This is a genomic window from Paenibacillus sp. Mc5Re-14, assembly GCF_001049835.1.
Taxonomy (GTDB): Bacteria; Bacillota; Bacilli; order Paenibacillales; family Paenibacillaceae; genus Paenibacillus; species Paenibacillus polymyxa_C.
In genome coordinates this window covers 2,638,727-2,664,260 of record NZ_CVPD01000001.1, presented here as the reverse complement: position 1 = coordinate 2,664,260, position 25,534 = coordinate 2,638,727, and the positions used below count along the sequence as shown (strand labels likewise).

Below are 25,534 nucleotides of genomic sequence, written 5' to 3'. Positions count from 1 at the left end.
TTTTTATATTATAGCATGTATGTTGATGGGCACCTCACATTTACATCCTGATGTGACGTATAAATTTTTTAAATTAGTTTCATAAGTTAAATTAATTAGATATTGTTCTTTTTTTCACAAAGTTTTTTTACTATAAAGGTGCAAACCAAACACTTTGGCCAAAAGATCAGGGAATTGCATTGTCACATTTTGCATCGTCATTTATGTGAAAAAAGGTACAAGAGAGGGTTTTATCTATGTCTTTACTAGAAATGATTACAGCGACCTTAACAGATAACAGTATTGTCAGTTCTATCGCTTCTACCGTTTTTATTATCCTGCTCGGCTTCTTTTGCCGCAAGAAGGGGATTTTTACCGCAGCCGTAGGAAAGATGCTATCTAAGGTTGTTCTCACTGTGGCTCTACCAGCACTAGCCTTTAATTCTTTCATGCAGGATATCAATCCTACAATATTAAAACAGGGCATGAATGTTTTAATATGGGGGATTCTCATTTATATCATTCTCATCTTTATCTCCAAGCCGTTCTTCCTGAGCTACAACAAGGATAAGCAGGATGTTTTGCGGGTACTAACCATTTTCGGTTCTACTACTTTTTTCGGAATTCCCATTGTCGGTGCCATTTACGGTCCTACTGGAGTGATGTACAGTTCCATTTTTAATATAGGCTACCGCATTTTCTTATATTCTTATGGCTATATCAAAATGAGCGGCTTAAAAATGGAGCTTAAAAATCTCAAAACTATGTTTTTGAATCCGATTGTTATTGCGACTTTTATAGGCTTGTTTGTTTGGTTGTTCCAGGGTTATTTACCACAAATGAGTGTGACTACAGAGGATGGGGCCATTCAGCAGTTTGCTTTTCTAAGAATTGATCAAACCGCTGTCTGGTTGTTCAAGCCCATGACCTACCTTGCCGGACTAGCTTCTCCATTGGCCTGGTTATCGATTGGTTCAACTTTGGGTGAAATCAGCTTCAAGTCGGCAGCTACAGACAAGACATCATGGTATTACAGCCTTGTTAAAGTTTGGCTGGTACCTATTGTGAACATCGTTTTGCTGGCTTTGTTGACTATATCTCATATTCTGTCGGTCGATACTGTCGCTTTATCTACCATTGTCATTATGATGGCTACTCCTACAGCTACCGTAGCCGCAGCCTATGCCATCAGTTTTGATAAGGAAGCTGTACTAACTTCCAACGCATCGCTTCTATCAACTATTACTTCCGTCGTCATGATTCCGGTGTGGATTATTACGCTCAATGTCATCGATAAAATTGGAATTTTCTAAATCAGGGGGGGAAACAACATGTTAAAAATCATCTGCTATGGTGCCCGTTCATATGAGAAGCCCTATTTCCATGAGCTTAATAAATATAATTTCCAGCTAACGCTAGTAGAAGAGCTGCTGACCTCCAGCAATGCAGAACTGGCCCAGCATCACGATGCTGTTTTGTTAAGAGGAAACTGTGCTGCCAATCGGGAAAATCTCGCAAAATTCAATCAGTACGGCATTCAATATATTTTCACCAGAACCGTCGGAATCAACCATATTGATTTGGATGCCTGCAGCGAATTTGGAATGAAGGTCGCACGTGTGCCATCCTACTCTCCGAATGCTATCGCAGAGCTTTCCTTAACTCTTGCTATGATGCTGCTCCGTCACACTGCTTACATGACTACCAAAAGCTCTTTCAAAAATTTTATTGTGGACGAGCATACGTTCAGCAAAGAGATTCACAATTGTAAAGTTGGGATTATCGGGGTCGGTCGCATCGGCCTGACGGAAGCCAAATTATTTAAAGGATTAGGAGCTTCTGTTATCGGCTATGATGTGTACCAATCGGAGGCTGCCAAGGCCGTCATTCCATTCACAACCTTGGATGAACTACTGGCAGAGAGTGATATCGTCAGTGTGCATGTTCCTTACCTGCCGGGACAGAACGACCAAATGATTAATGCCAGCTTTTTAGCAAAAATGAAAAAGGGAGCTATTCTCATCAACACCTCACGCGGGGAATTACAAGATAACCAAGCCATTCTGGATGCTTTGCTCAGCAATCATTTGGAAGGGTTCGGAACAGATGTCTTTCCTAAAGAGGAAGAACTATTTTTCAAAGCATTTGACCCATGGCAAATGCTCCCGGACCCAACGATCCAGAAGCTTGTGGAGCTGTATCCAAGAGTGTTGGTCACACCTCATGCCGGCTCGAATACCGTTACTGCGTTATCCAACATGATTGAAACCAGCTACGAAAACTTCCATGATATCATTACAACTCATTCTTCGGACAATCTGGTCCCACTTCCTGTTCTCGCTATGAAATAGGGTAGGAAGCTTGGCACACTCATTGGACAGTAAAGAACCGCTATCTCCAGGTCATACTGGAAATGGCGGTTCTTTTATATCCGAATTGATCTGATAGAGCATTAGCGGCCTTCCAACCTTGTGGTATTCTATCGATTCAATCAGGAAGCCATCGTCTACCAGGAACTGAATATATTTTTTGACTGTAATACGGGACAAGTCCACTTCTCTGGCCAATGTTTCAACCGAAAAAGGTCCGTCCAGCTCTTGGATACTCTTCAGTATGGTAGTCATGGTCAATTTGGACAAGTTTTTAGACAGATTTTTCGATAGATTTGGGGAAAGTTGTTCAGCAGGTTTTTTCTTTTCTACACCCATAGGCTCTTCTTTATTAAAATATTGATCAATGACAGCTTGATTAATTCCGTTCCCTTCCTCCATCACCGTGGCCAAACGCTGGATTTTCTCAACAGCCAGCTTAAAGCGTTCGAATGTAAAAGGCTTAATTAGATAGTCTGCCACTCCATAGAAAACAGCTTCCTTTACCGTTTGAATATCTTTTGCAGCCGTAATTAAAATAACCGAAGCATGGTACTGCTGCTCCTGCATATGGGATAACAAGGTTAATCCACTTTTCCCGGGTAAATAAACGTCCAGCAATACCAGATCAGGTGTGAACTTCTGAAGACAATCCTGTGCCTTCTGGACAGTATCTGCTTTACATACCACATCCAAGTTGTCCATACGCTCAATAAACTGTTGATTGAGCTCAGCAACCATAGGATCATCCTCAACAATGAGTACCTTCATTCACTCGTCACCTCCAATGTACAGGGCAACTCTACATAGATACTTGTTCCCAGACCAGGTTGGCTGTCAATCTCAATGATGCCCTGGTGATTGTCCACCATGGTTTTAACCAGATTCAAGCCGTACCCCCTGTCCTCTCCTTTGGTTGAGAAGCCATGCTCGAATATTCTTTGTTGCATTTCAGAGTCAATTCCCATACCATTATCCTTCACTTTCAAAATGAACACATTTCCCTCACACTCATAATTCAATTTCAATTCAATTTTGCCGGGTTGCCTTTTTTGTAAAATGGAGTCTATCGCGTTGTCAAAAAAATTGCCCAATATGTGTATGACATCATGAACAATGTCCTGCATTTCTAGATTGGATACATTCGAGCTTTCTTCCAGTAACACCGAAATATTCTGCTCGCGTGCTTCTTTGATTTTCCCCATAATAAAACCTGCTAAAGCCGGAACCTTAATCCTCTCTGTTAGAAAGCCTACTTCATTTTGATACCGGTGATTTAGCTGCTGAATATACTGACTGACTTCTTCATATTTCCTCATCTCAATCAGTCCGGAGATCACGTGCATTTTGTTCATAAACTCATGCGTCTGTCCGCGAAGAGAGTTAATATAATATTTTGTGCCACTCAACTGATTGCTAAGATGAATCATCTCGGATTGGTCGCGCAGTGTAGCAACTGCCCCAAAAAACTCATTTTCTACATGTATAGGGGTTACTGTCGCAATGACTTCTATACCATTCACATAAAACGAGCGGTCCTTGATCTTCTTCTTACTATCAAACACTTTCTTGAAGAGCGCGTTATAAAAGTTGGTATCGATCTGCTCGCCTATCGGGGCTTTTTTGTCTTGATTCGCCAGTTGGTACTTGGCCTGAGCTTCCTTGTTCATAAGCATAATTTTCTTGTCAGCCGAAATGGCTATAATTCCTTCAGCGACCTCATTTTCAATAATTACTTTTTCACGTAATCGTGTTGCTATCTCTTGTGGTTCCAGACCAAATAAGATCGTTTTGATTTTTTGTGCCAGAATGATCGCGCCCAGAACTCCACTAAAGAGTCCCAGCATCAGTCCTCCAAAAATGGTATACTGCGCCTGCATCAAATCATGATTTAGCGTTCTCATGGTCAGTCCTACACATACAATGCCAATGACCTCTTTCTGTTGATTAAATATCGGCGTAAAATAACGGTAGCCTTGGCCTAAAACACCGATATTTTCAGAAAAATGTCCCTGACCGGATAGTGCTTTTCTGGCATCGTCCAAATCAGAGAACGGCTTGCCAATCATGGTTTCATTCGGATGGGATAGCCGAATTAAATCGTGGTTCAGTATGACTACAAAATCCACATTAACGTTATGCATTACTCCAAGCGAATAGTCTTGGATTTGCTTCACAGGGACTCCTTGCTCAACATTACGAATAACATCGTTGTCACTGGCAACCACCTTGGCAATACCTGAAAGTTTTTCCTTCGTATTATCAAAATGCTTGTTAATCACGAAATTACGAATGAGAAGCAAGGATATAATCAAGGAAATAATAATAACTAAAACAACCAAAATAATAATCATGAATTGTAGCGAAACTTTGAATTGTCTTCTCGGTTTCAACTTACCTTTTAACCGCAACCCTATCACCCAGCTTCTTTATCAAGCTCTCCAATGGGAAGAAGAGCCTATCTTGCCCCTATAATCCCTTTTTATTCGACATCGTTTGACAAAATCCCTTCTTATTTTACAAGCTTTACGCGCCCCATTAGTGGATAACGCAGCCTTTACCTGAAATAAAACAATATGCTGAATAAGGAAAGGTCAATTCTCCATAATAAGGACGTATACCTGACGAAAGGGAGGATAACGGATGATTGACAATCTCGAGAGCAATTACGACTGCGCTCATGCAGGAGAAGACCTTCATCAACTCAAGCAGGAGCTCGCTACGCTTCAGGCACAAGGTGCCAATGACCAGGCATCCAAGGAAGCCATTCACCAGCTGGAAAATCAAATTTCGTTCATCTTGAACAAATGCGATATTAACCATTAGTCAAGTCTGGCTGGTTCGGTAAAATAAAATACAAAACCGGCTTGCCTTAGAAGACAAGCCGGTTTTGTATGCTCAAGTTTATACACAAATGAGTGCTAGGTTCACAAAATTCCTCGTATCTCATCCAGGGACTGCACCTTTTCCTGCTGCATCCATTGTTCTAGTCCATATACCAACTCAGCTCCTGCATGTAAATGGGCAAAATTATACGTTCCCACCTGAATGGCGGCGGCCCCTGCCATGGTGAATTCAATAATGTCCTCCACAGAGCTGATCCCGCCCATCCCGATCACGGGAATGGATACCGCCTGCGCCACCTGGTGAACCATGCGCAAGGCAATCGGCTTGATTGCCGGTCCGGAAAGGCCTGCATACGTGTTGGCGAACACACTGCGGCGCCGACGTATATCTATTTTCATTGCAGAAAATGTATTGATCAGCGAAACGCCGTCGGCGCCTTCTTCCTCGCACATAACCGCCATCTGCGTGATGTTCTCTGCATTTGGAGACAGCTTGACAACTAGCGGAAGCGCCGTCACATTGCGTACCTGACGCACCACCTCCCGCGCTACCTCCGTCTGGATACCAAATTGCATCCCACCCTGCTTCACATTGGGACATGAAATGTTCAATTCCAGCATGTCAACGCCTCTACGGTTCATTGTACGGCGTTTTTGCGCGTTTTCCGTAATCATGGCTACGGCCTGAACGTATTCCTCCAGATTGGAGCCGCCCACATTGGCGATAACAGCCATATTCCAGCGAGTCATGTCATCCAGTTCATCCTTCAAAAAAGCCGCCACACCCGGATTTTCCAATCCTACACTATTCAGCATGCCTGATGCTGTCTCATGTATTCGTTGCCCCGTATTCCCCGCCTTCGGATGAAGGGTTAGCCCCTTGCCGACGATGCCGCCGAGTAGTTCAGGAGAATAGAATTCCGCATACTCACGCCCGAACCCAAACGTACCGGATGCCATGATAATCGGGTTTTTGAACGGTACACCTGCTATATTACACGCCATGGAGATCATCGAACTCCACCTCCTCCACCGGGAATACAGGCCCTTCCTTACATACCCTCCGATTGCCTCCACGGGTACGCACGGTGCAGCCCAAACATGCGCCAATGCCACAGGCCATATGTCTTTCTGTTGAAATATATAAGCGGGACGCTGTACCCGCCGTTTTCAGCGCGAGTGCTTGCAACATCGGAGTTGGCCCGCAGGAAAACATATTCGCATAGCAAGCCGGATCGACCTGCTCGACGATGCTCCCCCCTACCTTGACCTCTACAGATGCTGCCGCAGCCTCGAACGCTTCAACCCCGAAGGCCTGCTGTGCAAACCCCAGATAAACGTCTGCATGCGGGTAATATTTTGCAGCCAATAACAATGGTGCTGTACCCATGCCACCGCCGATTAAAGCCAAACTGCCCTCAACCTGCGGAAACCCGTTTCCAAAGGGTCCTTCCAATTGAATCTCCTGACCAGGCTGTAATTGGGAAAATAGATGGGTCCCCTCTCCAACAACCCGATACAAAAAGGAAATGCTCTCTTCCCCAATATCATAAATGCTGATGGGTCTGGGCAGCAGTGGGTAACCATTCCCGCTGCGCAGCATGTAGAACTGACCCATCTTCCCCTTAAATTTCCCCTCTATCTTCATCACATAAATGCCCGGAACGAGCGCCACATTTGAAATTACGTTAGCCATATAACCCCTCCACTAACCACTCACTATAACGTAAAAGCAGCAACTATTACGTGACTATTTTCACATTTATAGTTGACGTTTTGTTCGATGGCTCATGTATACAAAAAGCGTACTCCTGTTAGAGAGTACGCTCGTATATTTTAACTAATAGCTTCGCGCTCCGCATTGCGGCTGCTATTGGCATCCTTGCGAATTTGCTTGCTGCGCAGCTGTCCGCAGGCCGCATCAATGTCGACTCCGTGCTCCAGCCGAACACTACAGCTAATACCTTGTTTTTTCAGAACATCATAGAAGCCAGTAATCGATTCCGACTCACTCCGCTGGTATTGACTATGCTCATCCACCGGATTGTATGGAATCAGGTTCACGTTCGCCAGATTGCGACGATGGCCCACCAGCTCAGCCAGTTCGAGCGCATGCTCCTTACCGTCATTAACATCCTTCAGCAAGATGTACTCCAGCGTAATCCGACGATTGGTTTTGTCCAAGTAATAATCAATTGCCTGCATGAGCTTCTCAATCGGGATCGCCCGGTTGATCTTCATAATGCGGGTACGAATCTCATTATTCGGAGCGTGGAGGGAGATCGCAAGATTGACGTGCAGATCGGAATCAGCAAATTCAATGATTTTATCGGCAAGGCCACTTGTGGACACGGTAATATGCCGCGGCCCAATCGCCAGCCCTTTATGATCCTTAATGACCCGAATGAAATCGGACAGGTTCACAAAGTTATCAAACGGTTCGCCAATTCCCATTACCACAACGTGACTGACCCGGTCGCCCGGACGTTCCTGGTCCAGATACAGCTGCACCTTCATAATTTGTCCTACGATTTCACCACTGGAAAGGTCACGGCTCTTCTTCAACAGCCCACTTGCACAGAAGCTACATCCAATGTTGCATCCCACCTGTGTCGTCACACATACGGATAATCCAAACTTATGCCGCATTAATACCGTCTCAATCAAATTACCATCCTGCAAACGGAACAAAAACTTGACCGTCCCGTCTGCTGATTGTTGCTTCACGTGTTCTTCCAGGGTTTCAATAGAGAAGTTCTCTGCCAACAGGCGAGTACAATTCTCATGAACCTCTGTCATCGCCGCAAAATCAGTAATCCGTTTCCGATACAATGCGTCCCATACCTGCAATGCCCGAGATTTTTTATGTCCATGCTCCATGAGCCATGCTGTCAATTGGTCTAGCGTTAATCCATAAATGGATTCCTTTTTCATGTTCGATCCTCTTTTCAAACGTTAAAATTCGTATTTCTATATATAAACCCTAGCCATCACGACTCGTCTCAACTATCATTGCATCATAGCATGTTTGAGCGCTCCGCGCTATTCAAACACTTCTTGTATTGTCCCAAATTTTAATTATGAACACAAGGGGCAGGCTGATGATATCCTGTTCGACAAAAGCACGCAAAGACAGGATGACGGACACCGTGAATGATATGATTACAACCAAGGAAGGTGATGTGGTTGGAATGGTTGCTTCGGATCAAGAACGCGCTCGATCTAATGGAAGAAAGAATGCAGCAGCCCCTCGATATTGATGAAATTGCAAAGGCGGCCTACTCGTCGCCCTTTCATTTTCAACGGATGTTTTATATGCTGACTGGCGTTACGGTAGCAGAATATGTGCGCAAACGTCGATTGACCCTGGCTGCTCAGGAATTGAGTCTTTCTACCACCAAAGTACTGGATATTGCGTTCAAGTACAGTTATGATTCCCCCGAATCTTTTTCTAAAGCGTTCCGAAAGGTACACGGTATTTCTCCCTCTGAGGCCAGAAACCCGGGAGTGAACCTGAAAGCCTTTCCACGCATCACCTTCCATCTATCACTGAAGGGAGATCAGGAAATGGATTATAAAATTGTAGAGAAGGCGGCCTTTACGGTCATTGGGAAGTCCATTCAAGTTACTACTAAGAACGGTGAAAACCTTCGGGAAATCCCAAAATTCTGGGATCAACTTAACGCAGATGGCACATCGGATCGCATTCATGCCTTGGGGACAGGCGATGATATCCTCGGTATATGTCTGGACATGAAGCACGGTGAGGAAACGTTTAGCTACCTTATCGCCGCAGAGGGCAGTGAAGACGTAGCAGCCTCGAACGGATTAGAAGCCAGAACCATCCCGGCTGCAACCTGGGCCGTGTTTACATCCATCGGCCCTATGCCTCACTCGATCCAGAAGGTATGGCAAAGAATTTACCAGGAATGGTTCCCTGCCAGCAACTATGAGCACTCAGGCGGGCCTGAGCTAGAGGTATATACCATGGGAGATACTCATGCTGAGGAATACCGAAGTGAAGTATGGATTCCCATTACGAAAAAATAACCAAACGAACCGGCTGCCTATTGCAGTCGGTTTGATATCGTATGCTCACGACAATTGCCCAAGCTCCTGCTTTAACACAGAATATAGCCTTGAGCTTGCCAGCTTCAGCGGTGCCTCGTTTGCTTTACAAAGAAGACCAAAGGTCATATCGATCAAGCTGCCGCTTAATTGCCTCACTGCTGTTCCTGCCGGGACAGGATGGACTAGAATTTGGGGCACAAGGGCAATCCCTAATTCACATTCCACATAAGATTTTAGAGCCGTCATGCTGCCAATTTCCATCGTGTCTAACGTAGTTATTCCATGTTCCTTCACGACCATTTCAAGTTTGCGCCGATAAGGACAGATGGACGACGTAATAAGTAGGCGATGCCCCTGTAAATCTGCGGGTCCAATGCACTCCTTTTCTGTAAGAGGGTGATGTTCAGGCATCAAAACCACAAAATTCTCCTTAAATAAAGGTTCAAAATATAGCTCTGTACCCAAATCCGGGGCAGAGCATAATGCTATGTCCACATCCCCTTGGAGAATACGCTCGCTTAATGTAGGTGTATTCCCAAACTCAACAGAAACCCGAATGTGAGGGTAATGGTTTAAGAACCGCTTTAAAATTTCGGGTAGTCGGTAACTGGCGGTCGGTTCAGTCACTCCTATACGAATGTCACCTGCGGTTCCCCTTTGCAGGTTCTCCATATTTTCCTGCAGTTGCCCCATGTCTTTTACAATGGGCAAACTCTGCTCATAAAACATCCTGCCCGCTTCAGTTAACTTTATTTTCTTGCCCCGCTCAATTAGTTGAACTCCTAGATCGGATTCCAGCTTCTGTATTTGCATCGTCACAGTGGATTGCGCATAATTCAACGCTTCCGCCGCACGCATAAAACTCCCGTAATTCACAATCATCTGAAATGTTTTGAGTGCTTTAATATCCATTCTCCTACTCCCAAGTCGCTTGTTTAATTCAAGTTTATTGAATTACAGGTTCAGTTAATTCAATTATACAAAATATAATACATCCTCTACAATGATCCATAACAGATTATATTACTTTTCTCACACAACACTAACGAGTTGGCTAAGGAGCGGATATACATGGATTTACATCAAAAAGTAGCCCTAGTTACAGGCGGCGGTACAGGAATTGGGAGAGCGATATGTGTAGAATTAGCAGATCGAAAGGCTACTGTAGTCGTAAACTATTCCCGTTCTAAAGACGAGGCAGAGGAAACCGTACGTATGATACTTGAACAGGGAGGAAGTGCAATTGCATTACAGGCAGATGTTTCCAAAGATCGGGAAGTACGGGATATGGTCGAGCAGATTGTTCAGCAATACGGCACGGTTGATGTATTGGTGAATAACGCCAGCATTACACATCATATTCTGATGGAAGATCTAGGAGCCGTTACGGAAGAGGTGTGGAATGATCTCTTGGATGTCAATGTGAAAGGCATGTTTTACTGTGCTAGAGCCGTAGCTCCTAGTATGAAGCATAGTCAACAAGGAGCTATCGTCAATCTGGGAAGTATAGCTGGACAAACAGGGCTAGGTTCCTCACTACCCTATGCAGTATCCAAAGCAGCCGTCCACGGGCTGACCAAATCGTTAGCACGATCCCTGGCCCCTGATATTCGAGTCAATTGCATCGTACCAGGCGCGGTGGCGACAAGATGGTGGGCAGGTAGGGAAGAACAAATGAAACAATTGGCTCCTCATCTGCTGCTACAGCGCGTTTCTACACCTGAGGATATTGCCAGCATGGTCTGCTCTGCCCTGGAACAGGAAGCCATGACAGGCCAGATCATTACGGTAGACAGCGGACAAACGCTATAAAGGTACTGAGCTTCTGGGTAAAAAACAAGCCGCCTTCTCAGACAGAAGGCGGCTGTTGAGCTATCGAATACCGTCGTTAACTACGTTTTTGCCTAATGGCATCCCCATACTTGTACCTTTCACGAATCTAACAAATAAATAGCGAACAAGCGGCCCTACAATGCAGAGCTGTAGAGGAAAAGCAAACGCAAAATTCTTAACAACTAAAGACAAGTAATTTTTAAATAATGAGCCTTCTGAAAGACTATTAAAAAAGTAAGCCGTCCCCAAACCATAAAGTGACATACAGAGAACCATGCCAATGACCATACAACATGAAAGGGATAGAATTACAAATAGCTTTTTGGATTTGTCGTACGGTAATGAGAAGGCTATTTTCTTTGCTACTGGACCGACAATACATAATTCCAATACGAAAGCAGTGATAAAACATAAAATAAATTGAAGAAGCATTGCCTTTAGAGACATGGTGCCAATCAAGCCATTTGTATATAGATTATACAATGTCATGAATACGACCATCCCCAAGCACATCATTAAACCAAAATAAATATTTTCTTTCTTCGTTGTTGGCAATTCCATCATCCCTTCTTTTGCTTTGCTAATTATATAAATAGTCGAAACCCTCACATAAGTGAACATTTTGTGAACAATTCGATAGACACTCTCTTTTAACACAAAAAAGGCATCGTTCATCTCAACGATACCTTGAAATGTTGCCGTTCTGATATTAGAGTGCTGCTTTAAAACACTTTATCCTAATGATAATGAATACGACGTTTGTTTCTCAAAATGTTGCGAATCATCTTATGATTAGGGAGCTGCCTGAATAACATATGTCCGGGATGCGGATTGGCCTCGATAATCCAGATTTGGCCACTCTTCTCAACAGCAAGATCGATGCCCAGCTCGCGAACCGGATGATTTTTGTCAATCGTGTCGGCAATAATTCTAGAAAGCTCGATGATCTGGTCCAAAATCTCTTTCATTTTTGCTCTGTCATTTTTAAAAACCCTTAAAAGCACTTTGGACAACGGCGCCGCATGTCCTCCCTTCCGATAGTTGGTAACGACCTTTCGAGGTGCAGCGACACGGCCGGTTATCCCTGAGATAACCCATTCCGAGTCTGGCTTCTGCATATACACTCTGGCATCAAAAATCGAACCTTTGTATTTGGCTAACTTGAGTCCTTGCTGTACCAAATAACGACGATGAGGTCTTCGGTAGCTTCTAATTGCTCTTCTTACGGCGTGGGATCTAACGACTCTGCGACTGGAGCCGCAACGAACTTCATATCTCCTCCCTACCTTTTTCGCGCGTATGATGCCGGTTCCCCCACTCCCATAATTAGGCTTGATGAAGACTGTGCGATAGGTATCCAGCATCCGTAAAGTCCTTGCATTCGTAATCCAGCGGGTTTCGGGCAAGTGCGAGCGTAAAATGGGATGTTGTTGCATTTCCTTGTATTGAATCATCTTTCCAATGGGCACGAATATCCCTCGATTCTGTTGGGTTTTTGCACACACTACATGAATATGCATCTATATTCTATCTTGGTAACGGCGAATGCCACAGTTTGCTATGTAAGAAGCGAATCTCCTATTTCCTATGTCAAGCCTCCTTTGATTTCAAAAGATAGATGGACAATGTATCTTTACATGACGGGGTTATTGTAAATGCCTATAAAGTTGATTCCAATAATATATTAGACCAATAGCAATTCTGGATATACGATGTGTATAAAATAACGTGAGGAGGAATGTTAACTTGTCTGTTTATGATTTTCAAGCAACCTTAATCAACGGGAAACCGATTGAATTCTCAAACTATAGAGGTAAGGTTCTCCTTATTGTAAACACTGCCAGCATGTGTAGCTTCTCCAGTCAATTCGCTGATCTGCAAAAGCTCTATGAAAGACGGAGGGAACAAGGTTTTGAAATCCTTGCGTTTCCTTGTAACCAATTCAATGAAAAAGAGCCGGGTAGCAATTCGGAGGTTCAGACATTCTGCCAAAATAACCATGGATTAACCTTCCCACTATTTGAGAAGACGGATGTAAGAGGCTTATCTGCTCATCCTTTATTTCAATATCTGACCCAACAGTCACCTTTTCAAGGCTTTGATACCCAGACCAAAGACGGTCAATGGATGGATGATTTCTTACGGGATAAATATCCAGAAATATACGTCGGCGACGGTATCAAGTGGAATTTTTCCAAATTCCTGATTAACCGTGATGGCCATGTAAAAGGCAGATTTGAAGTAACAACAGCGCCCTGTGCTATTGATCCTGTCATCGAATCGCTATTGTAGTTTTTCTGGTCACTTCTTTGGATTCTTTTAAAAAAACGAGTATCAAATGACAAAAACGAATATTTGTCATTTGATACTCGTTGTGTTATCCTGACTTCAAGGAGGTGACTCACACGGTAAGTTAACCGTGTCTCTATGGAAAAATCCTCAGATATACTGACCAAGGAACAGATTCTCATTGCTACAGAAGACATACTTAGGCGTTTTGGTGTAGCTAAAAGCTCCGTGACGGATGTTGCCAAAGTATTAGGAGTAAGTCACGGCACTATTTACCGACACTTTAAAAGTAAAGCCGAGCTTCTTGAAGGCGTGACCGAAAAATGGCTAAATGAAAAGATAATCGATCCGTTAACGAAGATATGCCAGGATTCATCTGTGCTAGGAATACCGCACTTAAAACGATATATACAGACCTTGATCGAGCTTAAGCAGTATTATGCCCGCGATGACGAGGAAATGTTCGGGATGTATACTCGGGTCACCGAGCAAGCCGCGGATTTAATCGACCAGCATATCGCCCACATTGTGGATCAGCTCGCTGACATTATTGTGCGTGGGGGCATTACAACGGATCAGCCGATCCAACTGGCGCGTACGCTTTTCTATGCCACAACCCGTTTCCATCATCCCGCACATGCTTACGAATGGAAGAGTCCGACGATTGATCAGGAGTTTTCAGAAGTGTGGATGCTTTTAGAAAAAGGGATATCTTAAAAATATTTGGAAAGAAGGCTGAGCACATATGAAGCATTTGGATGGGAAAATAGCAATTATCACTGGCTCATCCAGGGGAATTGGACGTGCCATTGCTGAGCAGCTGGTTGATCTAGGTGCTGCTGTAGTTGTCAATTATGTCAACAGTCCGGATAGAGCTAAAGAAGTTGTAGCAGGCATTATTCAAAAAGGCGGAAAAGCCATAGCTCTCCACGCTGATCTGGGCAAGATGAGCGATATTGAAGCCTTATTTACCAATACGATTGCTGAATTCGGCAAAGTAGATATTCTGGTTAACAACGCCGGGCTGATGATTACCAAACCTCTGGCTGAGGTGACCGAAGCTGATTTTGACCAACAATTCGCGCTGAATGTAAAAGGTACCTTCTTTGCCTGTCAGCAAGCGATGAAATACATGGAGAATTACGGGAGAATCGTAAACCTGTCCACATCCGTGATCGGACAAATGTTTCCGGCTTATAGCGTATACGCGGGTACGAAAGGCGCGGTGGAGCAATTTACCCGTCAGCTGGCCAAGGAGTTCGGAAGCAGGCAAATTACGATCAATGCCGTGGCTCCCGGCCCTGTCAACACAGAGCTTTTTCAAGCAGGAAAAACAGAGCAGCAGATCGAAGGCATGAAGAAAATGAATGCTATGGGTCGTCTCGGTGAACCGGAAGATATCGCTGATGTGATTGAGTTTCTGGTCAGCGCTAAATCGCAGTGGGTTACCGGACAGACCATCCGCGTCAATGGCGGGTTCATCTAAAAGCTGGAATACATGAAATGGAGGCTATACACGTTCATGATATTACACAAAGGCGAGACCTTATTTCGACAAGGGGAAACTGGCCCTTTATATCACTTAAAAAGCGGCCTGTTAAAAATTATCCGAGTCCATGAAGACGGCTCGCAAATTTTAGTTAATGTAATTGTGCCCGATGAAATCATCCCGCACCACTCCCTCATCAGTCCCAATCCCTATTATGGTACCGCGATGGCGCTGGTCACCTCAGAGATTGAGGTTCTGTCGCAAAAAGAATGGTACCTGAAGCTGGAGCAAGACCCGGCTCAATGTCGAGCCATCGCTTTGCAGCTACAGGATAAGCTACGCATGATGCAGCAACGAATTGACCAGCTCACAGAGGTATCGCCTGCCGAGAAGCTTCGGAAGCTTCAACGCTGGTTCCACTCCTACATCGCACCCGCTACGTTAACAGACGTATTGACGCAGGAGGAAATCGGGCAGTTCATCGGGCTACGCCGGGAGACAATTAACCGACTATTGCGTGCTTCAAGCGCTCCATCTGCAAAAGATGGTGACGATAATGCATCTCGATGAGTCTAAACCACTCTCCCGCATTCAACGCGCCAAATCCGGGATGAGGAGAAGTAGACGACCCTGTTGATTTCTCAACGGTTGGCTCAATCTCTCTCATTTTACGGATCACCACGTTTAATCCTTCTGCAATCTCTTCTTTGCTCGTCGGTTGGGGGGGAGTATACTGCGGAGATGGTGGGACTTGAATACGTATGGGTGGATAGCTTCCCAAGTTAAATGCGGTTGTGCCCGCCTCCGTTTTAGTCCCTTTTTCTCCATTAGACTGTAGACAAAGATCTATATTCCTAAGATGCATATAAAGAGCAGAGTTCACCAAATGAAGATACATTTGTCCAAGCGACCATTGTCCCTCCTGCGGTGTGTACTGCAATTGCTCCAGGCTAAAGCTGTCCAATTCAAGAAGATAGTGCTGTGCCGTCTCTTCAAAACGCTGTAATGTTTCGCTTGTATTCATATAGTAAATGCCCCTCTCTATCAAAGTAGCTTTACTATACAAGAATGCTACTGACAGCATTATGTCAGTAGCATTTCAACATTTTTTCCACTTCTGTCCGGACACGCTCGCGAAGCGATTCAGGCTCCAGCACTACCACATCTGCACCCCAACCAAGTATCCATGATAGTAATTCCTCTAGGTGTCTAACACGGAAAAATACATGGATTCCATCCTCACGCTCCTCCATGGACTCCATGTAAAAATGGTTCGCTTCCTTCACTTTATCTACAATATCCGAACGGACTTGTATGTGAACATTTATGTGGCGGTCATCGGATTGCTTGTAATCCTGCAAATTAAAATCAATAGGCAACTGATAACCGTCCTCCAGCATGATCAGATCGTTCATACGCGACAAACGGAAATGGCGCAGCTGTTGCCGCAATTCGCATTGTCCAATCAAAACCCACGAACCATGCAGCAGTACAAGACCATAAGGAGCGACCACACGCACACTTTGGCGATTCCCGTCAGCCTCTGGCATTTTTTTGGAGTAACCAAACCGAACCTTCTGTTTAGCCAATACAGCGATGCGCAGCGTTTCCAAATAGGCTTTCTCTGTATGGTTTGTTCCTTTATCCACCGCCAGCAGTCTGATAGTCGTTCGCACCTGGGCAACTTCCCTGCGAACGCTCTCTGGTAAAATAGCTTCGATTTTTCTGCGTGAAGTTTGCGCCTTCATGCCATAGTCTGTATCAAATTTTTGTTCGACAAAATCTGTTCCGATTAGCAGCGCTACAGCCTCTTCTACAGTAAAGCTTACAGGAGGCAGGAAGTATCCCTCCATCAAAGAATATCCAATACCCGGTGCTCCTACAATCGGTACGCCCGATTCGCTGAGAGCCTGAATATCCCGATAGATCGTTCTCACACTCGTTTCGAAAATCGCCGCTAAATCCTCGGCCCGTATAATATCCTTACTTTGTAACTCTAGCAAGATAGCCAGCAAGCGGTCGGTTTTGTTCATACTATATCGCCCCGTCCTTGAGAGGATCTAAATGCACGAATTTAAAAGAGCAATAAGGGCAGTGCACGACTGCGGCTTATTGCTCTTTTTTTATAAAGTAGCTGCTTGTTGCTTTGTTACTTATAAAACACTTTTTCAACGTTATATTTAGCCTTTTGCGAATTGATGATGTAGGTTTCATAAATTTCACGATCTACCGCATCTTCCACAATACAGACCTCAATAATCGCCACTTCGTTCCGATTAGCCTTGATCGGCGATACGTTATCTTCAAAATGCTTTTTGATTCTGGGTCTTAACTTTCTTGCTTTACCAACGAACAGTAATTCCTCCTGTGCATTGTAGAACATAAAGATACCAGCCTTATCTCTAGGAATCAGGTGGAAATCTGTAAATCCATAAATATGGCTGAGCTCAGGGTTAACCTGTTTGGTAATTGTGATATCCGGAGTTGGAATCGTTATATTAATCACTATGTCACTTCCTCATTCTATATAGGTGTAAATATTACCACAAAGATGAAGGTAACACCATTCCATAAATTCTTGCCCCATTACTAACAGATCGGGAGGAATTTTATGATTTCCCTACTATGCGGAGTAGGTTGGTTTCCGTTACAATATGTCAGTGTGATTCTGGCATCGGCAGATTGACACGTACCTAAATATTATTGGAGGCTTCTATTTTTTCATGCAAAATGAATCTCATTCTAACGTAAAAATCATAACGGCCGATCCGAGCGCGATCGGCCTGTTTGGCTTGGCCATTGTAACGCTTGTAGCTTCATCCCAAAAGCTTGGTCTCACCGAGGGCTTGAGCTTTATTATTCCTTGGGCTATCTTCCTGGGTGCCTTTGCACAGCTGTTTGCCTGCATTCAGGATGCGAAGCATAACAACACCTTTGGCATGACGGCATTTGGCGCTTACGCCTTCTTCTGGTTAGCCGTAGCTAGTAGCTGGATGATTAAAATGGGCGTATTCGGCTCAGAGCTGGCATCAGCGGTGGATGGTAGGCAGCTCGGCGTTGCCTTTGCCGGCTATCTCATCTTTACGCTCTTCATGACCATTGGAGCCATGGAGACGCACAAGGTTCTATTTTTTATTTTTGTGTTGATTGATTTTCTGTTCCTCGGCCTTAGCTTCGATGCATTCGGCATCGCCCCAGAGGTGTTCCACACCATCGCTGCTTATGCTGAAATGGGCATTGGTCTACTCTCGCTGTACGGTACAGGAGCTGCTGTTCTGAATGCACATTTTGGCCGTACATTCCTGCCTGTAGGACGTCCTTTCGGCATCTTCAAACCACGTCCTTAGCTGCATATGTATGCCCCCCAAAGCCACCTTTCGCGCCGATCCGCGTTAAGACAGCTTTGGGGATATAAGGCTGGAATTACTCGGCTTGCTACTAGATGCTGCTTATTAAAGTTAACTTGAAGTCAAGTGCTGCCTTGGATCACTGTATCTGAACTAAACTGCCAAGTATAATATTGGTATAATAACAAAGTGAAAGGGGATGATATGGTTGAGAAAACGGCTGAACAATGGAGTTAATTGCACGCCGACTAAAGGCTGTCCGGTGGAAGTAACCTTGAGCATTATCGGCGGAAAGTGGAAAGGAATCATTCTGTACGAATTGCTGGGTGGAACTAAGCGGTTTCAAGAACTGCGGCGGGCACTTCCCACGGCCACTCAAAAAATGCTGACCCTCCAACTACGAGAGTTAGAAGCAGACAATCTCATTCACCGTGAAGTTCATCACCTTGTTCCGCCTAAAGTGGAATACTCGCTAACCCCGCTCGGAGCTTCGCTTGAGTCAATACTCACCCAAATGAAGGCTTGGGGAGAACGGTTTCAGGCCGAGCATCATCTCTCCGACTTTTCAAACCTGAAATAACGAACCGGTGTAATAAATGAAACTGAGGATAAAAAAAGTGCCTAATTTACAATCTCCGCGTGTCGGATTAAGCTAAAGATGCTCGCCGGCGAAATCCTAGGACGTATGATCACCGTCCGACATACAGAGGAGAATGGATATGAGCGCATATGTTATCGTAGATATAAAAGTAGAGGAAGAAGCTGTTTTCAAACAATACGCAGAGCTAGCAGATGCGCTGCTGCAGGAAGTTCCGGGATTCCGCAACCTTACGCTAGATCCACAGCCCGAGACACTGGAAGGCACATGGAAGCCGTCAATAGTCGTAGTTCACGAATTCCCGACTTACGAGGCTGCCAAGCAGTTCTATTATTCCGATGACTACGCGCCCTTAATTAAGCTGCGTCAATCAGGAACTCAAGCTAACGTTATTCTGGTTAACGGAAGAGCATAAACTTCTGTTCTGCTACTTTTCATATACTAGGACAATTCGCACTCGAATTAGGTAACTAGCTTGTTTTATTTCATACTCTTTAAATAAAACAAACTCCTACGTCCTATTAAGAACGTAGGAGTTTGTAATACAACGTAAAGAATGTAACCGCAACCAATATATCAACCGCCTCCGCCAGCATCTTGTTCTCCCCCACATGAAGGTAACACCATTCCATAAAATTATAGAGTGTCCCCTGCGACAGGCTTCATCGTTTTTTCCGCCATTCTGTCGAGTGTCCAGACTAGTACCCCCACGGCAAGAGTGGCGATGACCGCCATAATTACTGTTCCGCCTACATGTAGCAGCAGCACGGGAACCCACAGCAGTCCAAGTATACGATGGATGGTTCGCATCCACTTGTTACGTACTTTATTAATATAGAAGCCGTACCCGGAGATTGCCACTATAATAGCAAAGGCTGCTAGGCCGGAGTAGGTTTTGTGATCTTGAAGTTTGGTAATCAGGAAATAGACGCCATGAACGGCAATAAGAATCAAGGTCGCCCAACCCAGCAGTTTATGCAAGGAGTGAAACAACTTTCCGGCCTTTCGAACCAACATTGACGGCGATCTCAGTTTCTTCTTAAACCAGAACCAACAGAAAGAGGCCGCCCCAAGAAAAACGGAGATCGTGCCCAAGGTATTAAATATTTCCCCGTTTCCCCCACCACCTTTTCCGTCGGGACGTCCGCCCATGTGCCCTGCTACATTGCCGCCTCCCGGAGGTCGCATGCCAGGCTTGCCGCCGGAAACCGAGGACATGTAGTAATAGTAGATTACGAGTAGAGCCGCTACCGTAACTGCGATGATTGCCGGAATCCAAACCGTCTTTTTCATCTTTGTTTTCATTGTTATGCATTCCTCCCCGGGAAAATTGCCTTGATTGTACCCGGTCAAGCTGAAAACAAGATGAAAGCTGGCTGAAAGTATCCCTTTTTTGGGTATATAAAATCATACAAGGATAACAATGTATACAATAATTGTAATCAAAGGGGTGCTTGTGAAAATGAAACAAGACGAGTGTCGTACGACCTTCCCGCAATTTCCAGAATCGTATTGGTTAGCTTCAACTGACGTCCCCAATTTCCCCAAGCTTAATGAAGATATTCAGGTGGATGTTGCTATTGTAGGTGCGGGGATCACCGGTATTACCACTGCTTATTTACTTTCTAAAAAAGGACTAAACGTCGCAGTCGTTGACGCAGGGCGGATACTTCATGGAACAACGGGCCATACCACCGCCAAAATTACCGCACAACATGATTTGATCTATAGCGAGTTCCTCTCGCATTTTGGTAAAGAGAAAACCCAACTCTATTATGAAGCTAACCGCGATGCTCTTGAATTCATCAGACAAACGGTAGAAGAGTATCATATCGATTGTCAATTCACAGAAGAAGATGCCTACGTTTATACATGTGCGGATACGCATGTGGAAAAAATCAACGACGAATATAAAGCTTACAAGGAACTTGGCATCCCGGGAAGTTATGTCGAACAAACGCCTCTGCCCTTTTCAACTAAAGCAGCTATTATGATGGAAAACCAAGCTCAGTTTAATCCGATTCCTTTCTTAAGGTATCTAGCCAATCAAGTCATCCGGCAAGGCGGGAAGATTTATGAACAGACCACCGTTGTGGGTGTGGATAAAGGAACCCCCTCTATTATTAATACAAGCGACGGGCACAAGATTACCTGCAACTATGTCGTATCCTCCTCTCATTTTCCGTTCAATGATCCAAACAGTCTTTATTTTGCGCGATTGCATGCCGAGCGGTCTTATGTACTAGCGGTCAAGACGGACAAAACCTATCCGGGTGGTATGTACATAAGTGCGGAAACCCCCAAACGTTCGCTTCGCTCTGTACTAATAAACGGTGAACCGATGGTCATCGTCGGTGGCGAAGGCCACAAAACGGGTCAAGGAATCTGCACATTTCAATACTATGAAGCTTTAGAAAAGTTTGCAGAGCAAACATTTGGATTAAAGGAAATCGTCTATCGCTGGTCGGCACAGGACCTGTACTCGTTAGACAAGCTCCCTTATATCGGGCAGGAATTATCCGATGTTTCTAACATCTTCGTTGCTACGGGTTATAGAAAATGGGGGATGACGACAAGTGTCGCGGCAGCTTTATTAAATACGAATCTGATAACCAGAAAGGAAAGCCCGTATCAGGATCTTTTCTCCCCTTCAAGATTTCATGCAGACCCTGACATTAAAACATTTGTAACTCAAAATGCGAATGTGGCGAAGCACTTAATTGCTGGTAAGCTGGAAATCAGCTATAAAAAAGCCGAAGAACTCCAGCAAGACGAAGGGGCAGTCGTCCGGGTAAACGGCAAAAGGGCGGGCGCATATCGAGATCCACAAGGAGCACTGCACCTGGTGGACACTACGTGCACCCATATGGGCTGTGAAGTTGACTGGAACGAGGCCGAAAGAACATGGGATTGCCCATGTCATGGCTCACGCTTTTCATATCAAGGCGAAGTAATTGAAGGCCCCGCTAAAAAAGCACTTGGCAAGGTTGAAGCCGAATAGCACGATCCTTTCGGAATAAACCTAGTTATGCTGGACAACATACCTTCTAGAATCATAAAAGAAAGGTGAGCCTATGATAAGCCAACAGCCTACATTAGCGGCGCATGAGTCCCTAGAGATCCATGAAGTGCTTAACTTCAAAACGTTATGTTTAGCAAAGTCCAAATTAATGCAGGGCTTAGTATTCGATCAAGAGCTAAAGGATTTAATGGAAAAAGATGTTCAGCAATCTATTCAGGCTATTGCCGATTTGCAAGCAATCTATGCTAAAGCACCGTTTCAAGCGCCTGTTCCTGACTTCCGCCCAACACCAATTTTAAATTGAGGTGAATGATGTGACACCTAACCAGACCCAGTCCGCTAAAATGGATTATGTGGACCCAAAAAACTCATTAAATATGCCCGAAATGGCAGACACGACCCTTGCAATGGATTTTCTGGTTCGCGTCAAGGAAGGGGTTCGGAACACAGCAATAGCTTTGACAGAAACTGTCTCTACCGATGCCAGAACCCTATTGCGCAATCAACTGCATCAAGGCATTGCGCTTCATCAGGAAATTACCGATCTTATGGTACGAAAAAAATGGTTTCATCCCTATGATCTGCAAAAGCAATATCAATTGGATCAACTGTCAGCCAATAAGACGGTGGACATTAGCAATATGAAACTGTTCCCAGACGATACCACCCGCAAAGGTATGTTTGATCGCACGCCGGATGAACATATTGGGGGGAGTCAGGCATGAAGGCAGTGACCTACCAAGGTATCAAAAACGTTGCGGTCAAGGAGGTTCCTGACCCACGTATTCAAAAAGCCGACGATGCGATTGTCAGACTGACGACAACCGCTATTTGTGGTTCAGATCTGCATCTTCTTCACGGAATGATTCCGAATTTACAAGAGAATTTCGTCATTGGACATGAGCCGATGGGTGTTGTAGAAGAAGTCGGCAGCGGCGTAACCAAATTGAAAAAGGGAGACCGCGTGATCATTCCGTTCAACATCGCGTGCGGTGAATGCTTTTATTGTAAAAACCAATTGGAAAGCCAATGTGATCATTCGAATGAAAATGGAGAGATGGGTGCTTTTTTTGGTTATTCCGGCACAACCGGTGGATATCCGGGTGGACAAGCAGAATATTTACGTGTACCTTTTGCCAATTTCACTCATTTCAAAATTCCGGAGAGTTGCGAACATTCAGACGAGAAGCTTTGTCTGATCGCTGATGCCATGACTACTGCATTCTGGAGTGTCGATAACGCCGGAGTGAAGGACGGGGATACGGTCATTGTTATAGGCTGCGGGCCGGTAGGTCTGTTGGCGCAGAAATTCGCCTGGTTCAAAGGGGCAAAACGAGTCATTGCAGCAGACTATCTGGATTATCGTCTGCAACACGCGAAGCGCACCAATCACGTAGAAATCGTTAATGTGGAATCCCAAGAAAACATCGGCAGCTACCTCAAGGAGATGACCAAAGGAGGCGCGGACGTGGTTATTGACTGCTCCGGCATGAGCGGCAAAATGTCTCCGCTGGAATCCTTGGCTTCCGGTCTTAAACTTCACGGTGGGGCTTTAGGAGGCTTGGTCATAGCTACACAGGCGGTCCGCAAAGGCGGCACGATTCAAGTTACCGGGGTATACGGCGGTCGATATAACGGTTTTCCGATGGGAGACATTTTTCAGCGAAATATTAATTTGCGTACTGGACAGGCTCCTGTGATTCACTATATGCCTTACATGTATGAGCTGATCGATACAGGGAAGGTTGACCCGGGGGACGTTGTCACACACGTCATTCCGCTAAGCGACGCCAAACGTGGATATGAAATTTTCGATACCAGACAAGACAATTGCATCAAAGTTGTACTTAAACCTTAACTATCAATTGGACTGGAGGTAAATATTATATGGTGTATGGCCTGCACGAAACACTTGAAGTCCATGAATTGTCGGCATTCAAAACAGTCTGTCTTACCAAATCTAAAACCATGCAAGCCTTGATCTCAGATCCGGTCCTCAAAGCCATATTGCAAAAGGATGTTGACCTAACAACACGCCAATTGCAAGAGCTGGGTAACGTTTTAAATCAAGCCTCGTCATCAAGGAGGTAAAGAAATGAACATACTTCTGGAATATTTGACCGGACTGAATATGTTAACAGACCAAATGATTGCTGCCGATTTTTTAAACACCGCCAAAAGTGGTGTGAGAAATTACGCTATGGCTGTAACGGAAGCGGGAACTCCAGAAATTAAGGCTATGCTTATAAAACAACTGGATGAAGCTATTGATATGCATGAGCAAATTTCAACGTATATGATCGAACGCGGTTGGTATCACCCATGGAACGTAAACGAGCAGCTGTCGATGGATCTGCAAAATATCAACACTGCATTACAAGCTCCTGTTTTGTAAAACGATGCCCCCGGCATGATACAATGCACGCACTGGCTTATCTATGAAACCAACAAAGCCGTCTTCCCGCTAATTCGCGTAAAGACGGCTTTTGGTTTATCTCATTTTCTTCATTATTCCGCTTGCCAATTTGGCATCCGCTCTGCCGGGTAACGAAGGCCCGCTGCCATTCCTTTGGGGATGATTGCGTTAATAGTCTCCATTTCCTCTGCGGACAAGCCCACATTCACTGCTCCTGCATTTTCCTCTAAATACGTGACCCGTTTAGTACCGGGAATCGGTACAATTCCCTCTTGCGCAAGCAGCCAGGCCAAAGCAAGCTGAGAAGGCTTGACTCCTTTTTGAGCCGCAAGATCCTTAACATGCTGCACGAGATCCAGATTCTTCTGGAAATTCTCAGGCTGAAAACGCGGCACCGTGCGACGGAAATCATCTTCTGCAAAATCATCAAACTTCTGAATTTGCCCACTCAAAAAGCCGCGGCCCAGTGGACTGTAGGCCACAAATTCGATGCCCAGCTCCTTACATGTGGGTATAACCTTATCTTCCGCTTCCCGGCTCCATAAGGAGTATTCTGTTTGCAACGCTGTAATCGGGTGTACCTTGTGAGCACGTCTGATCAGTGCAGGAGACGCTTCGGATAGCCCCAGATAGCGGACTTTTCCCGCTTGAACCAGATCACTCATCGCACCTACCGTTTCTTCAATAGGCACATTCGGGTCAACACGGTGCTGGTAGTACAAATCAATCACATCTACACCCAATCTCAGCAGGCTGCGATCACATGCCTGTTTTACATATTCAGGACGGCCGCTGACACCCAGGAATCCCCCATCCTCTCCGCGCATAATAGAGAATTTGGTAGCCAACACTATCTCATCCCGGTGGCTGCGCAGGACTTGACTGATCAGTTTTTCATTTTTCCCCACACCGTACACATCGGCTGTATCCCAGAAGTTGATCCCCAACTCCAACGCACGATAAAGCGTTTTGATCGATTCCTGATCATCCAACTCACCATAATACTCGGACATTCCCATGCAGCCCAGACCCAGTGCAGATACTTGAAGCTCGCTGTTACCCAGTTGTTTCTTTTTCAATTCTATCACTCCCAAATTGTCAGAATAGTTACGTATTTCCTAATCACCACGTCACACCCAGTATGTTACTACTTAAAGTTAACTTTAAGTCAAGTGGTTTCTTGTATATGATGTTTCAAATTTTTTTAGAAAAATTTGATTTCCGGGTTGTAAAAGACAGCTGTAAATTTCCTATATATATGAGAAACGAATTATC

31 protein-coding genes are annotated in these 25,534 nt (G+C 44.8%); 18 read left to right on the top strand and 13 right to left on the bottom strand.

The features are described from left to right. Nucleotides 1–236 precede the first annotated feature (236 nt). Together BN1546_RS12140 and BN1546_RS12135 are read left to right on the top strand one after the other, a co-directional pair. Entirely contained in the window at nucleotides 237–1,292 is a 1,056-nt protein-coding gene (locus BN1546_RS12140; RefSeq protein WP_058830969.1) for an AEC family transporter, read from the top strand. 18 nt (nucleotides 1,293–1,310) lie between these two features. Then, nucleotides 1,311–2,330 carry a 2-hydroxyacid dehydrogenase gene (locus BN1546_RS12135; protein ID WP_090737666.1) on the top strand — a complete coding sequence of 340 codons (1,020 nt, stop codon included), beginning with the start codon at nucleotides 1,311–1,313 and terminating at the stop codon, nucleotides 2,328–2,330. Nucleotides 2,331–2,381: 51 nt separating this feature from the next. Here BN1546_RS12135 and BN1546_RS12130 read toward each other — a convergent pair whose 3' ends face one another. Continuing rightward, nucleotides 2,382–3,119: a response regulator gene (locus tag BN1546_RS12130; RefSeq protein WP_090737663.1), complete on the bottom strand. Its 738-nt coding sequence runs from the start codon at nucleotides 3,117–3,119 to the stop codon at nucleotides 2,382–2,384. After that, on the bottom strand, nucleotides 3,116–4,741 hold the full coding sequence (locus tag BN1546_RS12125; protein WP_255305319.1) for an ATP-binding protein: 1,626 nt from the start codon (nucleotides 4,739–4,741) through the stop codon (nucleotides 3,116–3,118). The genes BN1546_RS12130 and BN1546_RS12125 overlap by 4 nt, the downstream gene beginning before the upstream one ends. Before the next feature lie 250 nt (nucleotides 4,742–4,991). Between BN1546_RS12125 and BN1546_RS12120 the strand changes: the two genes are divergently transcribed. After that, complete coding sequence (locus BN1546_RS12120; RefSeq protein ID WP_090737659.1) at nucleotides 4,992–5,174, top strand: DUF2524 domain-containing protein; 183 nt, start codon at nucleotides 4,992–4,994, stop codon at nucleotides 5,172–5,174. Between the two features lie 101 nt (nucleotides 5,175–5,275). On the opposite strand, the gene BN1546_RS12115 is transcribed toward BN1546_RS12120, so the two are convergent. From BN1546_RS12115 to rlmN, 3 genes are all read right to left on the bottom strand, one after another. Continuing rightward, the gene (locus BN1546_RS12115; RefSeq protein ID WP_090737657.1) at nucleotides 5,276–6,208 is read right to left on the bottom strand and encodes a dihydroorotate dehydrogenase; all 933 of its coding nucleotides are present in this window, start codon (nucleotides 6,206–6,208) and stop codon (nucleotides 5,276–5,278) included. Further along, entirely contained in the window at nucleotides 6,189–6,890 is a 702-nt protein-coding gene (locus tag BN1546_RS12110; protein WP_040102538.1) for a dihydroorotate dehydrogenase electron transfer subunit, read from the bottom strand. The genes BN1546_RS12115 and BN1546_RS12110 overlap by 20 nt, the downstream gene beginning before the upstream one ends. 140 nt (nucleotides 6,891–7,030) lie before the next feature. Beyond that, complete coding sequence (rlmN, locus tag BN1546_RS12105) at nucleotides 7,031–8,128, bottom strand: dual-specificity RNA methyltransferase RlmN (RefSeq protein ID WP_058830965.1); 1,098 nt, start codon at nucleotides 8,126–8,128, stop codon at nucleotides 7,031–7,033. Between the two features lie 246 nt (nucleotides 8,129–8,374). Here rlmN and BN1546_RS12095 point away from each other — a divergent pair, with 246 nt between their 5' ends. Next, the gene (locus BN1546_RS12095; protein ID WP_090737655.1) at nucleotides 8,375–9,244 is read left to right on the top strand and encodes an AraC family transcriptional regulator; all 870 of its coding nucleotides are present in this window, start codon (nucleotides 8,375–8,377) and stop codon (nucleotides 9,242–9,244) included. A 45-nt stretch (nucleotides 9,245–9,289) separates the two neighbouring features. Here BN1546_RS12095 and BN1546_RS12090 read toward each other — a convergent pair whose 3' ends face one another. Further along, nucleotides 9,290–10,177 (bottom strand): LysR family transcriptional regulator, encoded by an 888-nt coding sequence (locus tag BN1546_RS12090; RefSeq protein ID WP_090737653.1) that lies wholly within the window; start codon nucleotides 10,175–10,177, stop codon nucleotides 9,290–9,292. A 159-nt stretch (nucleotides 10,178–10,336) separates the two neighbouring features. Between BN1546_RS12090 and BN1546_RS12085 the strand changes: the two genes are divergently transcribed. Beyond that, a complete protein-coding gene (locus BN1546_RS12085; protein ID WP_090737651.1) occupies nucleotides 10,337–11,077 on the top strand; it encodes an SDR family NAD(P)-dependent oxidoreductase in 741 nt (246 codons plus the stop codon). A 60-nt stretch (nucleotides 11,078–11,137) separates the two neighbouring features. On the opposite strand, the gene BN1546_RS12080 is transcribed toward BN1546_RS12085, so the two are convergent. Beyond that, nucleotides 11,138–11,653 carry a DUF2798 domain-containing protein gene (locus BN1546_RS12080; protein ID WP_176702365.1) on the bottom strand — a complete coding sequence of 172 codons (516 nt, stop codon included), beginning with the start codon at nucleotides 11,651–11,653 and terminating at the stop codon, nucleotides 11,138–11,140. 182 nt (nucleotides 11,654–11,835) lie between these two features. After that, nucleotides 11,836–12,567 carry a YheC/YheD family protein gene (locus BN1546_RS12075; RefSeq protein ID WP_255305318.1) on the bottom strand — a complete coding sequence of 244 codons (732 nt, stop codon included), beginning with the start codon at nucleotides 12,565–12,567 and terminating at the stop codon, nucleotides 11,836–11,838. A gap of 277 nt (nucleotides 12,568–12,844) precedes the next feature. On the opposite strand from BN1546_RS12075, the gene BN1546_RS12070 reads away from it, so the two are divergent. The 4 genes from BN1546_RS12070 to BN1546_RS12055 all read left to right on the top strand — a co-directional run bounded on the left by BN1546_RS12070 (nucleotide 12,845) and on the right by BN1546_RS12055 (nucleotide 15,446). After that, entirely contained in the window at nucleotides 12,845–13,390 is a 546-nt protein-coding gene (locus tag BN1546_RS12070) for a glutathione peroxidase (protein WP_013373774.1), read from the top strand. A gap of 135 nt (nucleotides 13,391–13,525) precedes the next feature. Continuing rightward, nucleotides 13,526–14,104 (top strand): TetR/AcrR family transcriptional regulator, encoded by a 579-nt coding sequence (locus BN1546_RS12065; protein ID WP_090737645.1) that lies wholly within the window; start codon nucleotides 13,526–13,528, stop codon nucleotides 14,102–14,104. Between the two features lie 28 nt (nucleotides 14,105–14,132). Next, on the top strand, nucleotides 14,133–14,873 hold the full coding sequence (locus BN1546_RS12060; protein WP_090737642.1) for an SDR family oxidoreductase: 741 nt from the start codon (nucleotides 14,133–14,135) through the stop codon (nucleotides 14,871–14,873). 36 nt (nucleotides 14,874–14,909) lie between these two features. Then, nucleotides 14,910–15,446, top strand: a complete 537-nt coding sequence (locus BN1546_RS12055) for a Crp/Fnr family transcriptional regulator (RefSeq protein WP_013373777.1) — start codon at nucleotides 14,910–14,912, stop codon at nucleotides 15,444–15,446. Here BN1546_RS12055 and BN1546_RS12050 read toward each other — a convergent pair. The 3 genes from BN1546_RS12050 to BN1546_RS12040 all read right to left on the bottom strand — a co-directional run bounded on the left by BN1546_RS12050 (nucleotide 15,379) and on the right by BN1546_RS12040 (nucleotide 17,382). Next, a complete protein-coding gene (locus BN1546_RS12050; protein WP_040102530.1) occupies nucleotides 15,379–15,900 on the bottom strand; it encodes a DinB family protein in 522 nt (173 codons plus the stop codon). The two genes, BN1546_RS12055 and BN1546_RS12050, sit on opposite strands and share 68 nt — an antisense overlap. 64 nt (nucleotides 15,901–15,964) lie before the next feature. After that, nucleotides 15,965–16,909, bottom strand: a complete 945-nt coding sequence (locus tag BN1546_RS12045; protein ID WP_090737640.1) for a helix-turn-helix transcriptional regulator — start codon at nucleotides 16,907–16,909, stop codon at nucleotides 15,965–15,967. A gap of 116 nt (nucleotides 16,910–17,025) precedes the next feature. Further along, nucleotides 17,026–17,382, bottom strand: a complete 357-nt coding sequence (locus BN1546_RS12040; RefSeq protein WP_090737638.1) for a nucleotide excision repair endonuclease — start codon at nucleotides 17,380–17,382, stop codon at nucleotides 17,026–17,028. Between the two features lie 217 nt (nucleotides 17,383–17,599). On the opposite strand from BN1546_RS12040, the gene BN1546_RS12035 reads away from it, so the two are divergent. The 3 genes from BN1546_RS12035 (at nucleotide 17,600) to BN1546_RS12025 (ending at nucleotide 19,236) form a co-directional block, all read left to right on the top strand. Continuing rightward, a complete protein-coding gene (locus BN1546_RS12035; protein ID WP_013373781.1) occupies nucleotides 17,600–18,223 on the top strand; it encodes an acetate uptake transporter in 624 nt (207 codons plus the stop codon). Between the two features lie 208 nt (nucleotides 18,224–18,431). Then, nucleotides 18,432–18,803 (top strand): winged helix-turn-helix transcriptional regulator, encoded by a 372-nt coding sequence (locus BN1546_RS12030; RefSeq protein WP_058711918.1) that lies wholly within the window; start codon nucleotides 18,432–18,434, stop codon nucleotides 18,801–18,803. A gap of 139 nt (nucleotides 18,804–18,942) precedes the next feature. Then, the gene (locus BN1546_RS12025) at nucleotides 18,943–19,236 is read left to right on the top strand and encodes a DUF1330 domain-containing protein (RefSeq protein ID WP_013373783.1); all 294 of its coding nucleotides are present in this window, start codon (nucleotides 18,943–18,945) and stop codon (nucleotides 19,234–19,236) included. A gap of 221 nt (nucleotides 19,237–19,457) precedes the next feature. Here BN1546_RS12025 and BN1546_RS12020 read toward each other — a convergent pair whose 3' ends face one another. Further along, nucleotides 19,458–20,126, bottom strand: coding sequence for a hypothetical protein (locus BN1546_RS12020; protein ID WP_090737634.1), 669 nt, complete (start codon nucleotides 20,124–20,126; stop codon nucleotides 19,458–19,460). Nucleotides 20,127–20,283: 157 nt separating this feature from the next. Here BN1546_RS12020 and BN1546_RS12015 point away from each other — a divergent pair, with 157 nt between their 5' ends. The 6 genes from BN1546_RS12015 (at nucleotide 20,284) to BN1546_RS11990 (ending at nucleotide 24,238) form a co-directional block, all read left to right on the top strand. Next, the gene (locus tag BN1546_RS12015) at nucleotides 20,284–21,822 is read left to right on the top strand and encodes an FAD-dependent oxidoreductase (RefSeq protein ID WP_090737633.1); all 1,539 of its coding nucleotides are present in this window, start codon (nucleotides 20,284–20,286) and stop codon (nucleotides 21,820–21,822) included. A gap of 73 nt (nucleotides 21,823–21,895) precedes the next feature. Continuing rightward, nucleotides 21,896–22,147: a hypothetical protein gene (locus BN1546_RS12010; RefSeq protein ID WP_016324904.1), complete on the top strand. Its 252-nt coding sequence runs from the start codon at nucleotides 21,896–21,898 to the stop codon at nucleotides 22,145–22,147. A 40-nt stretch (nucleotides 22,148–22,187) separates the two neighbouring features. Beyond that, nucleotides 22,188–22,568 (top strand): spore coat protein, encoded by a 381-nt coding sequence (locus BN1546_RS12005; RefSeq protein WP_090739150.1) that lies wholly within the window; start codon nucleotides 22,188–22,190, stop codon nucleotides 22,566–22,568. After that, a complete protein-coding gene (locus BN1546_RS12000; RefSeq protein ID WP_090737631.1) occupies nucleotides 22,565–23,701 on the top strand; it encodes a zinc-dependent alcohol dehydrogenase in 1,137 nt (378 codons plus the stop codon). Before BN1546_RS12005 ends, BN1546_RS12000 begins: the two co-directional genes overlap by 4 nt. Before the next feature lie 29 nt (nucleotides 23,702–23,730). After that, a complete protein-coding gene (locus BN1546_RS27845) occupies nucleotides 23,731–23,934 on the top strand; it encodes a hypothetical protein (protein WP_090737629.1) in 204 nt (67 codons plus the stop codon). A gap of 4 nt (nucleotides 23,935–23,938) precedes the next feature. Next, nucleotides 23,939–24,238: a spore coat protein gene (locus BN1546_RS11990; RefSeq protein ID WP_025675727.1), complete on the top strand. Its 300-nt coding sequence runs from the start codon at nucleotides 23,939–23,941 to the stop codon at nucleotides 24,236–24,238. Between the two features lie 113 nt (nucleotides 24,239–24,351). Here the strand turns inward: BN1546_RS11990 and BN1546_RS11985 are convergent, their stop codons facing one another. Continuing rightward, complete coding sequence (locus BN1546_RS11985) at nucleotides 24,352–25,338, bottom strand: aldo/keto reductase (RefSeq protein WP_090737627.1); 987 nt, start codon at nucleotides 25,336–25,338, stop codon at nucleotides 24,352–24,354. Between the last annotated feature and the right edge of the window lie 196 nt (nucleotides 25,339–25,534).

Excerpts from the sequence above, each read along its gene's own strand:
- BN1546_RS12130 (WP_090737663.1), bottom strand. The coding sequence starts at position 3,119 with ATGAAGGTACTCATTGTTGAGGATGATCCTATGGTTGCTGAGCTCAAT.
- BN1546_RS12035 (WP_013373781.1), top strand. The coding sequence starts at position 17,600 with ATGCAAAATGAATCTCATTCTAACGTAAAAATCATAACGGCCGATCCG.
- BN1546_RS12135 (WP_090737666.1), top strand. The coding sequence starts at position 1,311 with ATGTTAAAAATCATCTGCTATGGTGCCCGTTCATATGAGAAGCCCTAT.
- rlmN (WP_058830965.1), bottom strand. The coding sequence starts at position 8,128 with ATGAAAAAGGAATCCATTTATGGATTAACGCTAGACCAATTGACAGCA.
- BN1546_RS12085 (WP_090737651.1), top strand. The coding sequence starts at position 10,337 with ATGGATTTACATCAAAAAGTAGCCCTAGTTACAGGCGGCGGTACAGGA.
- BN1546_RS12120 (WP_090737659.1), top strand. The coding sequence starts at position 4,992 with ATGATTGACAATCTCGAGAGCAATTACGACTGCGCTCATGCAGGAGAA.
- BN1546_RS12020 (WP_090737634.1), bottom strand. The coding sequence starts at position 20,126 with ATGAAAACAAAGATGAAAAAGACGGTTTGGATTCCGGCAATCATCGCA.
- BN1546_RS12025 (WP_013373783.1), top strand. The coding sequence starts at position 18,943 with ATGAGCGCATATGTTATCGTAGATATAAAAGTAGAGGAAGAAGCTGTT.
- BN1546_RS12140 (WP_058830969.1), top strand. The coding sequence starts at position 237 with ATGTCTTTACTAGAAATGATTACAGCGACCTTAACAGATAACAGTATT.
- BN1546_RS12095 (WP_090737655.1), top strand. The coding sequence starts at position 8,375 with ATGTGGTTGGAATGGTTGCTTCGGATCAAGAACGCGCTCGATCTAATG.
- BN1546_RS12045 (WP_090737640.1), bottom strand. The coding sequence starts at position 16,909 with ATGAACAAAACCGACCGCTTGCTGGCTATCTTGCTAGAGTTACAAAGT.
- BN1546_RS12000 (WP_090737631.1), top strand. The coding sequence starts at position 22,565 with ATGAAGGCAGTGACCTACCAAGGTATCAAAAACGTTGCGGTCAAGGAG.
- BN1546_RS12110 (WP_040102538.1), bottom strand. The coding sequence starts at position 6,890 with ATGGCTAACGTAATTTCAAATGTGGCGCTCGTTCCGGGCATTTATGTG.
- BN1546_RS27845 (WP_090737629.1), top strand. The coding sequence starts at position 23,731 with ATGGTGTATGGCCTGCACGAAACACTTGAAGTCCATGAATTGTCGGCA.
- BN1546_RS12050 (WP_040102530.1), bottom strand. The coding sequence starts at position 15,900 with ATGAATACAAGCGAAACATTACAGCGTTTTGAAGAGACGGCACAGCAC.
- BN1546_RS12055 (WP_013373777.1), top strand. The coding sequence starts at position 14,910 with ATGATATTACACAAAGGCGAGACCTTATTTCGACAAGGGGAAACTGGC.
- BN1546_RS12090 (WP_090737653.1), bottom strand. The coding sequence starts at position 10,177 with ATGGATATTAAAGCACTCAAAACATTTCAGATGATTGTGAATTACGGG.
- BN1546_RS12010 (WP_016324904.1), top strand. The coding sequence starts at position 21,896 with ATGATAAGCCAACAGCCTACATTAGCGGCGCATGAGTCCCTAGAGATC.
- BN1546_RS12065 (WP_090737645.1), top strand. The coding sequence starts at position 13,526 with ATGGAAAAATCCTCAGATATACTGACCAAGGAACAGATTCTCATTGCT.
- BN1546_RS12060 (WP_090737642.1), top strand. The coding sequence starts at position 14,133 with ATGAAGCATTTGGATGGGAAAATAGCAATTATCACTGGCTCATCCAGG.
- BN1546_RS11990 (WP_025675727.1), top strand. The coding sequence starts at position 23,939 with ATGAACATACTTCTGGAATATTTGACCGGACTGAATATGTTAACAGAC.
- BN1546_RS12115 (WP_090737657.1), bottom strand. The coding sequence starts at position 6,208 with ATGATCTCCATGGCGTGTAATATAGCAGGTGTACCGTTCAAAAACCCG.
- BN1546_RS12005 (WP_090739150.1), top strand. The coding sequence starts at position 22,188 with ATGGATTATGTGGACCCAAAAAACTCATTAAATATGCCCGAAATGGCA.
- BN1546_RS12015 (WP_090737633.1), top strand. The coding sequence starts at position 20,284 with ATGAAACAAGACGAGTGTCGTACGACCTTCCCGCAATTTCCAGAATCG.